Source organism: Nonomuraea longicatena (assembly GCF_039525605.1).
Classification (GTDB): Bacteria; Actinomycetota; Actinomycetes; order Streptosporangiales; family Streptosporangiaceae; genus Nonomuraea; species Nonomuraea longicatena.
The window spans coordinates 1-9,729 of sequence record NZ_BAAAHQ010000062.1 but is presented as its reverse complement, the minus strand read 5'-3'; the positions used below and the strand labels follow the sequence as shown (position 1 = coordinate 9,729).

The 9,729-nt window shown below is 67.6% G+C and carries 8 protein-coding genes; 4 read left to right on the top strand and 4 right to left on the bottom strand.

Annotation, left to right across the window (positions count from 1 at the left end; all coding sequences use genetic code 11):
* Positions 1–284: 284 nt before the first annotated feature.
* Positions 285–545, top strand: a complete 261-nt coding sequence (locus ABD120_RS38295) for a hypothetical protein (RefSeq protein WP_343955281.1) — start codon at positions 285–287, stop codon at positions 543–545.
* Between the two features lie 246 nt (positions 546–791).
* Positions 792–1,553 carry a carbonic anhydrase gene (locus tag ABD120_RS38290; RefSeq protein WP_343955280.1) on the top strand — a complete coding sequence of 254 codons (762 nt, stop codon included), beginning with the start codon at positions 792–794 and terminating at the stop codon, positions 1,551–1,553.
* 314 nt (positions 1,554–1,867) lie between these two features.
* Here the strand turns inward: ABD120_RS38290 and ABD120_RS38285 are convergent, their stop codons facing one another.
* Positions 1,868–2,422: a TetR/AcrR family transcriptional regulator gene (locus ABD120_RS38285; RefSeq protein ID WP_343955279.1), complete on the bottom strand. Its 555-nt coding sequence runs from the start codon at positions 2,420–2,422 to the stop codon at positions 1,868–1,870.
* Between the two features lie 87 nt (positions 2,423–2,509).
* Between ABD120_RS38285 and ABD120_RS38280 the strand changes: the two genes are divergently transcribed.
* Complete coding sequence (locus ABD120_RS38280) at positions 2,510–3,571, top strand: hypothetical protein (RefSeq protein WP_343955278.1); 1,062 nt, start codon at positions 2,510–2,512, stop codon at positions 3,569–3,571.
* A gap of 48 nt (positions 3,572–3,619) precedes the next feature.
* On the opposite strand, the gene ABD120_RS38275 is transcribed toward ABD120_RS38280, so the two are convergent.
* Entirely contained in the window at positions 3,620–4,057 is a 438-nt protein-coding gene (locus ABD120_RS38275) for a PPOX class F420-dependent oxidoreductase (RefSeq protein WP_343955277.1), read from the bottom strand.
* An 847-nt stretch (positions 4,058–4,904) separates the two neighbouring features.
* Between ABD120_RS38275 and ABD120_RS38270 the strand changes: the two genes are divergently transcribed.
* Entirely contained in the window at positions 4,905–7,301 is a 2,397-nt protein-coding gene (locus ABD120_RS38270) for an ATP-binding protein (protein WP_343955276.1), read from the top strand.
* On the opposite strand, the gene ABD120_RS38265 is transcribed toward ABD120_RS38270, so the two are convergent.
* A complete protein-coding gene (locus ABD120_RS38265; RefSeq protein ID WP_343955275.1) occupies positions 7,261–8,451 on the bottom strand; it encodes a cytochrome P450 in 1,191 nt (396 codons plus the stop codon). The two genes, ABD120_RS38270 and ABD120_RS38265, sit on opposite strands and share 41 nt — an antisense overlap.
* Before the next feature lie 177 nt (positions 8,452–8,628).
* A partial coding sequence (locus tag ABD120_RS38260; RefSeq protein WP_343955274.1) for a flavin monoamine oxidase family protein occupies positions 8,629–9,729 on the bottom strand: 1,101 nt, incomplete at its 5' end.

Sequence of the window (9,729 nt, the reverse complement as noted above, 5' to 3'; positions counted from 1 at the left end):
AAACGCCACCCTGGGCGTCCCTAAAATCACCAATCGCCCGAATTAGTTCTCTGAGATCACCTCAATGAGAACGGCTTTGAAATATCCGTAACGGCAGCCGAGGCACTTCCACGGCGGTTGAATTGATTTCATTCACCCGGCAATACCTGCGAGTCGAATTGTCGAACTGGCGGCATGATGCCGGTGTTCGCGGCGACCATGGGGCTCCTGCACGTCTCCGGCCTGTTCACGGTCCGTAGGAACAACACATCCTCGGACGCCCGCGGGTCGGCGGAGCCGCTGCCGTGAGCGTCCCCACACCGGCCTTCGTCCTCACGGTGCCGGCCGTCCTCTGCGTCATCGGGATCGCGGCGGCCGGTCAGTTCCTTGCGGCGCCTGGTCCGATCCGTACCCTGGACGGCCCGCCGCACGTGAGCCCGGGGCGGCTCTCGCATCCCGCCGCCCCCCGCTCATGGCTCCCGCACCAGGGTCTTCCCTCCAGGCAGGGCACGATGGACCTGGCCGGTTGCATGGAATGGCTGATCGAACACGTAGCGTCGTACTAAAGTTACGGTCGGTTGCCGGTAAGGCTTTGAGAGAGCCACCCCGAAGAAGTTCGTCATCGCCGCGCATTCACCGCCGCAGACGTCGTCGGCATCGCGGGCGGCGCCTTCGAGGGCTCCGGCTTCACCGGGAGCAGCATCGTCGTCGACCGGTCGGTTCGCGCCGCCCGGAGTGAGTCACGGCTTTGCCCTACCAGCCCATGTGGCGGCTCACGCGCCGTCATCACGAACCTTCTGAGACGGCAGGTCATGAGCATTCAAGCTGATGCCCCGGGGCGGCGAACGCTGCTCACCGGAGCCGCGTCCCTGGCAGCGGTCTGCCTCGTCGGCTGCTCATCGGCCGAGGAGATCGACGAGAAGATCGACGGCGCGCACAAGGCGGCGCCGGCACCCTCCACGGGAGGGTCTCCCAGCACGCCGAAGGCGGCTTACGAACGGCTGATGGAGGGCAACGAGCGCTGGGTGACCAACGCACTGCGGCATCCGGATCGCGATCCCACCCGCCGGCAACTGCTGGCCACCAACCAGCAGCCCTACGGAGCGGTGCTGTCATGCATCGATTCCAGGGTGCCACCCGAGCTCGTCTTCGACACCGGCCTGGGCGATCTGTTCGTCATGCGTAGCGGCGGGACGGCTGTGGGGCCCGTGATCACCGGCTCCATCGAGTACGGGCCGATGATCAGCGGAACGCCGCTGATCATCGTTCTCGGTCACCAGCGGTGCGGCGCGGTCTCGGCTGTGTACAAGGCCCTGCGGGCAGACAAGCCGCTGCCGGGCAACCTCCAGGCGATCACGGAGGCTCTGCGCCCGGCGTACGAGCAGACCGAACGGGGCAATCACGCCGACCCCACCGAGGCGATGGCCAAAGCCCAGGTGAAGCTGACCGCGAACGCCCTGCGCGGCAATCGGGACCTCGCACCGCTGGTGACCAAGGGGGACCTCGCCGTGGTCAGTGCGTACTACTCCCTGGACACCGGCGAGGTCGAGATCCTGAACGGCGCACCCGCCTGAACTGAAGGCAACCGCTTCCCGGCAGGACCAGGTAGGGGAGCGCCTCCCGCCAGGGCCCGACCCGAGTTCTGACCGACCCGGCGCCGCCGCCTCCATCGGCACGGTCGGCGACGCTCGACGACACCCTGGCGATCAACCGCTGAGGTCTCCGTCGAAGCCGAGCGATTCAACGGCCCGTGCCCGGCTCATCGCAGTGGGGGACGGTCCAGACCTGCGGTCTCCCACGGCCGTGCGCCGGAGATCGTCGCTCACCGGCTCACTGTGGCGGCCACGCTCGACCACACCTCGGGCGCGAGGCCGGACATCCCGCCCGCCTACGTGTCGTGGGCGGGCAGGCCGCGGATCAGCACCTCCACCATCATGGCGAAGAGTCGCTCGTGGTCGTCCTGGTCGGAACACGCCTTCTCCGCAGCGAGCCATCCCCAGACAGTGAGCAGGAAGACCTGGTAGGTGTCGGCCGCAGCGGCCGGTCTCATCCCGCCGGCCTGCAGGACTCGCTCGGCGGTACGCCGGAGGTCGGCGTAGGTGGCGGTGGTTCTGGGGAACTGGGCCACGCCCTCGTGGTCGAGGAAGGGCAGGAAGCTGCGCCGGATGGCCCAGGCGAGCTGATCGAGCCAGGTCCGCCACTCGTCCGGATGATCTTCCATGGCGTGGATGACGCGTTCGAGCAGGGCGTCGCTGACCAGGTCGAGGAGTTCGTCGCGGTTGCGCACCCACCGGTACAGCGCCGAGTGCGCGACGCCGAGCCGCTGGGCCAGGCCGCGCACGGACAGGGCGGAGACGCCCTGCTCAAGAGCTGTCGCGATGAGCAGTTCCCGTGAGAGCACGGGAGGTCTGCCCAGACGGGGCGTCCTGCGCTGTTCCTCCATACCTCGACTCTACTAAATGACCGCCGGTCTTGAATTATGCTACGGTGCATTTGTGACCACCGGTCTCTAAAAGGAGGAGTGGCAGCGATGGACGCGCACTGGACGCACCGCACCCTGGAATCCGCCGGCGACCTGGACGCGGCGCCACCGGCCATGGCGGCGCAGGAGGCGCAGACCTGGAGCAACTTCGTGGTCTTCACGCCTGACGTCCTGCCCGAGGGCACCACGCTGAGGAAGTCCTCGGTACGCAGGGAAGCGCCGCCCGGCCGGGTGGGCGAGGCGACGGCGGGCAGATCACCGTGGAGCGTCAACAACCCGGCCGCCTACCGTTTCGAGCTCGCAGGCGAGGGACGCGTTCTGCGGGTCAAGGAGTTCCTGTACGACTGGGCATTTCCCGCACTCGACCACCCGGCATTGTGGGAAAGCCCGACCCGTGCCGTCGCCATCGACGACGAGCACGTGCTCTGGCATGGCGTCGATTACCTGGGCCACGCCGGCGCCTCCGCCAGGATCGCCCGCACCATGATCGAGCTCTCGGTGCTGGAAGGGACGTTCGCCGAGCAGGAGATCGAAGATCTCTACCGGTCGATGTCGCCGGTGGACGGCGCCGCCATGCAGCGGATCTCGGACACGCCGTTCGCCGGACTCGGCTACTGGGCCAGGCGGCCGCAGGCACCACCCATCGCCGTCCCGCTCGGATTGTGGAAGATTCGTCAGCCCGACACCATCCGGCCCGCGTGGGCGACCGGGGAACGGGCGCAAGCCGTCAGCCAGGCCCACGGCCTCCCCACGGTTCTGGGGCGATTGCCGCTGGACTCCATCGCGACCGACCGTGGCACGTCGGCGGTGGCCGTCGAGGCGCTCTATGCCGGCTTGCCGGCCCGCAATCGGGAGTTGCGGCTACACCTCTACCGGGGCACAGATCCCATCGCGCCCGAACGCGAGAGTCATCCCGGCCACCACGAGGTGCTCTCCCGTCACGGACGGGAGGTCCATCTCGCCTGGATCGACCCCCGCTTCGGCCCTTTCGACACCGTCGTGTCAGGTGGCCCCGGCCTTCCGGCGTTCCGGATCCTGTCTTCCACCGGTGTCGGCCGTGATCGGGACTGGTTCCTCGCCGCCCTCGACCAGGCGCTCACCACCCTTTGACCCGTCGCGACCGCCCCACAGGCCGGGGCTGAAGCGTTCTCAAGCCGCTCACGCCGGAGCAATGCGCCTCCCGTAGACGTGGTCGACCTTGAGCGTGATCAAGACGCGGCGTTGCGCGACCATGGCCGCTCGGTACTCTTCCCAATCCGGATGATCGCCTGCGGCGGCGCGGTAGTAGTCGACCAAGGCCTGGACTTCGGGCCCGTTCGGGTCGGTTCCCGGGCCGGTCAGGGTGGCGGTGCCCTCGGCGGTAGCCCATGACCGGCCGTCGGAGCTGGTGACCTCCAGCGCGGCGCGCGGGTTCCGGCGCAGGTTCACGATCTTGGCCGTCCCGGCGCTCGTCGACACATGGATGACACCCGCGTCCCGGTCGTAGAAGGGCATCACAGGGGACAGCTGCGGGAGCCCGTCCTGCTTAATCGTCGCGAGAACTCCGAGACGGCTTTCCGCAAGCAGGGCGTGTGGGTTGAAAGACGAAACAGTCATACGAAGATTATGGCACTCCATACACGTGTGACAGTTCTCGGAATGGTCTCGGTCGGCTGATCAGGGGGTTTTCGAACTCGGCCGGGGTCAGGGTGATGCGCAAAGTCGTTTCATGGGCCGGCTGCGGCTGATCCGGTGTCGGTTGAGCCCGAGGGGATCTGTCGGCCGTTGTCACCTCATTCCACTGCCGGTGGTGGGTCGCTGTCCGATATTGGGGGCAATGTCGCCACCGGACCAGTGCGGGGCGTGTTCGGGCGCGATGTCGTACCGAGGGCGGGGAAGGGCGAATCGGCGGAGGAGTCCCACCGTTCACGGCAGCTCACAGGAACCAGTCCCGAGCTGCGCGCCGTGAAAGCGTCGGTGGAGGATTGCGCATCACCGGTCTCATCGACGATGAGCGCGGCGCTCGGGTCGCCGAGTCGGGGATACGGTGACCCCCGCGGCCACCACGGCCCCGGCGTTGTTCCGGCTTTGTGTCAATGGCCATTTAGGCCGTTCTCATGCCCACAGGCATCCCGCGATCCTTGCCCGTATCAAGATCTCGACCTAGCATTGCCGTATCCATAAAGCGTCGGACCTCCGCCTCGTGTGTGTGTGGGACCCGCATAACTCCTATGGTGTCGACGATAATTCGTAGTTCTATATCGAAACGACGACGGACAACTCCAAGAATTGAGGCGTCAGGGATTAGGGATAGCGTCTGGAGTACGCTACCGACGGCTCGGTCGGCTACGGTCGCATCAGCGATGTGCGAGCTGTCCACGGGGGTAACAAAGGCTCTGCGGTAGGTGTCCTTTCGGTGTCGTCGCACTCGACAGGGCGTAACAAATTCTGGGGGAGATTCAAAGTGACCTACTTCAAGATGCTCGGACCACTAGAGGTCGTACACGGCGATGAGTTGGTCGACCTCGGCGGCGCGCGGCAGCGGGCCACACTCGGACTCCTGCTGCTCAACCGCAACCGTGTCGTGGCGAGCAGTCAGCTGGTGGACTCGCTCTGGCCCAAGGACAGAGTGCCGTTGTCGGCCAGGAAGATCGTGCAGAACTCGGTCTGGCGGCTGCGCAGGGCGCTGTCGGCCAATGGCGGCTCCGCCGCGCTGCTCAGCCAGCCACCCGGCTACATGCTGCGCGTCGAACCCGAGCAGACCGATGTGCAGAACTTCCACCAGCGTGTCGAGGCGGGACGCGCCAAGTGCGCCGAGGGTGACCTGGAGGCGGCGTCCCTGCTGCTGCGGCAGGCCCTGGAGCTGTGGCGCGGGCCCGCGCTGGCCGACCTGGTCGAGTCCGGCATCGACTGGCCTGAGCTGACCCCGGTGCAGGACGCCAGGCTGGACGCGCTTGAGGACTACTTCGAGGTGGAGCTCGACCGAGGACACCACCACCAGACCCTGGCCGAACTCCAGCGCGCGGTCGCCACCGAGCCGCTGCGCGAGCGCCTGTGCGGACAACTGATGCTGGCGCTGTACCGCAGCGGCAGGCAGGCCGACGCCCTCAACGCCTACCACACCCTGCGCACCAGCCTGGTGGAGAACGTCGGCCTGGAACCGAATCCGGCGCTGCGCTCGCTGCAGCAGGCGATCCTCACCCAAGACCCGGCGCTGATCCCGGTCGGGATGCAGAAGCAGATCAAGCTGCAGATGACCGGCTCTTCCTGCGAGATGGCCGAAGAACAGCCGAGGCCCGCCGACGTCCGGCCCTCCCCGCCGGTGCCGCAGCGCAGATCTTCCTCGCCCTTCGAGCCGGAACCGGATTGGCACAGGGTTACCGGGGCCGTCTCGATGCCCGCCGTGCCCTCGCTGCGCACCATGGTGGTCGGGCGCCAGGACGTCAGCGTGCTCATCGTGCGCTGCCAGGGCACAGGCAACACGGCGCTGGAGAAGGCCGCGGCCACGATCCGCGACGAGGTCGAGCGGGTGGGCGGCACCGTCGTGGCCTCCATCGGGTCGATCTGGCTGGCGTTGTTCGGCGTCCCCGAGACCGGCGAGGACGACGCCGAACGCGCCGTCCTCGCCGCGTTGGCCATCCGCGACCGGTTCCACTTCCCGGACGCCTCCGGCGCCGAGACCTCTGTCGCCGTCCACGTCGCGGTGGCCACCGGCGAGGCGCTGGTGCGCCACCACAACGGCGACGACAGTGCGCCGTCGGTGAGCGGCGTTCTGCTCGACGAATGCCACGAGTTGCTCTTGCAGACCCCGGCCGGCGAGATCCGGGTGTGCGAGAACACCAGGCGGGCCACCGAGTGCACCACCACCTACTTCGAGGTCGAGTCGTCCTTCGGCTGGCAGGTCGGCGGGCTTCGGCAGGAGTACCTGGCGCAGTACGACATGCCGGTGATCGACCGCGAGCACGACCTTGAGGTGCTGTGCGGCCTCCTGCGCCGCACCAGGCACGTCGACGTGCCTCACCTGGTGACCGTTCTCGGCGACCCCGGCGTCGGCAAGACTCGATTCGTCCTGGAGTTCGAGCGCAGGATCGCCGCGACCGCCGAGCCGGTGCGGGTCCTGGTCGCCCGCGCCCGGCCGTTCGTGGAGGACGTCGCCACCGACGTGGTCACCGACCTGCTGTGCTCGTACTGCGGCATCGACCCGGACGGCCCTGTCGAGTGTGTACAGGCCGAGATCACCGGGACGGTGGAGCGACTCGTCCAGTCGGAGGACGAGCGGCGCCGACTGGTGCACCGGCTGACCGGCTTGGTCGACCGGAGACGGCGACGCTCGGACCTACCGGTCACCGACGTGCTGCACGCGTGGCGGCACCTGCTCGGCCAGATCGCCCGGTGCGGCCCCGTCGTCATGATCGTCGAGGACCTGCACGTCGCAGACGATCATTTGATCGACTTCCTTGAGGACCTGCCGAGGTCGCTTCCCGGCCTGCCGGTGCTGGTGGTGGTCACTGCGCGGCCCGACCTGGCCAGGCGCCGCCCGGTGTGGGGTTCGCGACTGCAGCACGCGCTGACGATGAACCTGGAACCCATCTCCGACATCGCGATAGACCGGCTGCTGGAGTTCCTGCAATCCACCAGGAACGGCGGGGCCAAGGGTTCGGCAGGGAGCCTGCTCGCCGGCGTCGGCGACGACTCGGACGCGCGCCGCACGCACATGAGGCGGGTCCTGGCGTCCGGCTCATCCTTGCTGCGCAAGGATCGGTACCGAGGCGGCGGCGCCGGTGGTCAGGTTGCCGCCGCCCGCGTGGTGTACTGCCAGGTCACCGAGTTGCCCGCACAGGCAGACGGCGCGGGCAGATGATCTGGTTGGGGTTCTCCCACTCCACACCGCGCTCGGGATCAACGCTGATCTTCGAGTAGCGGTCCAGCAACAGGTTCAGCGCGATCTTGCCCTCCAGCCGCGCCAGCGGCGCGCCGAGGCAGAAGTGGATGCCCTGGCCGAACACCAGGTGCCCGCCGGTGTTGCGGTGGATGTCGAACCGGTCCGGGTCGGGGAACTTGGCACCGTCCCGGTTGGCCGCGCCGATCCACGGCGTCACGAGCTGGTTCGCGGCGACCGGGTGTCCGCCGATCTCGGTGTCGGTGGTGGTGACCCGCACCAGGCGCGGGAACGGCGGGTACATGCGCAGCACCTCCTCCAGCGCGCCGGGCACCAGGTCGCGGTCCGCGCGGATCTCGGCCAGCGCTTCCGGGTGCTGCCCCAGGAGGATGACCGCGGTGCAGATCAACGACATCGTGGTGGCGTGCCCGGCGAACATGGTCAGGCCGGTGACCCCGATCATCTCGCCGTCGGTCAGCGGCTCGCCGTCGATGGTGGCGTTGGCCAGCCTGCTCATCACGTCGTCGCGTGGGTTCTGCCTGCGGTCGCGCATGTGCCGCAGGAAGTATTCGCCCATCTCGTGGAGGGCGGGTCCCACCTCGCCTTCGAGCAGTTCGGGGGGCACGGTGGCGGCGTCGAGCGCGCCGATCGCATCACCCCACACGCGGAACAGCGGCTCGTCCTCGATGGGCAGGCCGAGCACGTCGGCGATCACGGTGATCGGCAGCGGGAACGCGAGCGCGTCGACGAGGTCGAACGAATCCCGGTCGGCGACCTTGTCCAGCAGGGTGTCGGTGATCAGCTCGATGCGTTCGGCCAGGTTCGCGACCGAGCGGGGGGTGAACACCTGGCTGATGACGGTGCGCAGCTTGCGGTGCCGGGGCGGGTCTGTGGTGACCAGGTTGCCCTCGTCGAAGCGGTCGAGTTCAGGGTGCGGGAGATTGAACAGCCTTGCCGTCTCCGAAGAGAAGGTCTTGGTGTCGGCGAGAATCCTGGTGATGTCCTCGTAACCGAAGACCTGTAATCCGTGGTCGCCTTCGCTGCTGATCGGCTGCGAATTGAGCATCTCGCGGAACCACGAGAACAACGACTCGACCGGTTCCATGGTGGTGCTGCCAATGGACGCGCTCATGGGCAGGAGCCTAGCTTCGACGTACCTTGCCTGTGCATACCTTTTTCCTTCATTGAGTTTGCCGAGTCGGAATTGCGAACAGCGGTGACCGGAATTCCGGCCACCGCTGTTCTTCGCAGACCACAGGTAGACCGTCCCGAGATTTTCCGGCAGCGAATGGTCTCAAGACGCGCGCTGTTATCGTCCGCCGAGGCCGCGGTACAGTCTGCGGTTCACCTTCGGCACGAAAATTCGTTCCTCGGCGCTGGCCGCCGCGGCCGCCGGACCGGACAGGGTCGGCGAGCCCGCGACCCGCAGGCCGTCCTCGATCGCGCCGTCGATGTAGCCGTTCCACCCGTTGGCGATGTCGCTGCCCGCGAACTTGATCCGGCCGTGCGGCTGCTGGAGCTTCGCGTGCAGCCTGACGAGCTGGTACGGCTGACGGTAGCCGCCGGTGCCAAGGGCGAACTCGTCCTTGAAGAAGTTGGTCACGATGTAATCGCGCACCTTGGCGCCCGGGAGGACCCTCCGGAGGGCTCGCTCCACCTCGTCCCCGTCGCTCTCGTCGAAGGTGGTGTCGACGGTGAAGGCGACCACCGGATCGCCGTCGTTGAACCGGCCTATGTAGCAGAACGGGTCACCCCTGCCCTCGGGTGACTCGGCCACGAACCTGTCCGTGGGACTGGACAGGTCGATCCACAGCTTCCTCTCCTCCATCACGCCCATCCCGGCGTTCGTCGCCTCCCGATGCGCGGCGGGCAGCGGCGGGCTGAACGAGATCGTGCGCCAGACGTTCACCGGCACGGCCATGATCACCTCTGGCGCGGTGAACGACTCGCCCGCGCGCGTCGTCACGGTCGCCTTGCCGGCGTTCTGGACCACCGACTTGACCGGCGAGTTGAGCTTGAGGACCGGCCTGGACTCGGCGAGCATGGCGTTCAAGATCGACACTGTGCCCTGTGCCGGGCGGTAGGTGTTGACGCCGTGGAAGGCCTCGAACGTGCCACCGGCCAGTGCCCACCACTGCTGGATGTGGGTCAGTGCGCCGCGCTCGCTGGTCCCGCCGTACAGCGAGGTCCAGCTGGTCAGCAGGATCTCGTCCGCCGGCGGGAGGGCCATCTGGTCGAGCCGGTCCCGCAGCGAGAACCTGTCGAACTGGGCGACCAGGTCACGGCGCCTGAGCGGTTGGTAGGGCGACGGATAGATCCTGGTCGAGTCCTCGAAGAACCTGGTGAACAGCTGCCCCTGCCGGATGTAGGCCACGGACGGGTCGAGCTCCTCGAACCCGGTGAGGGTCGG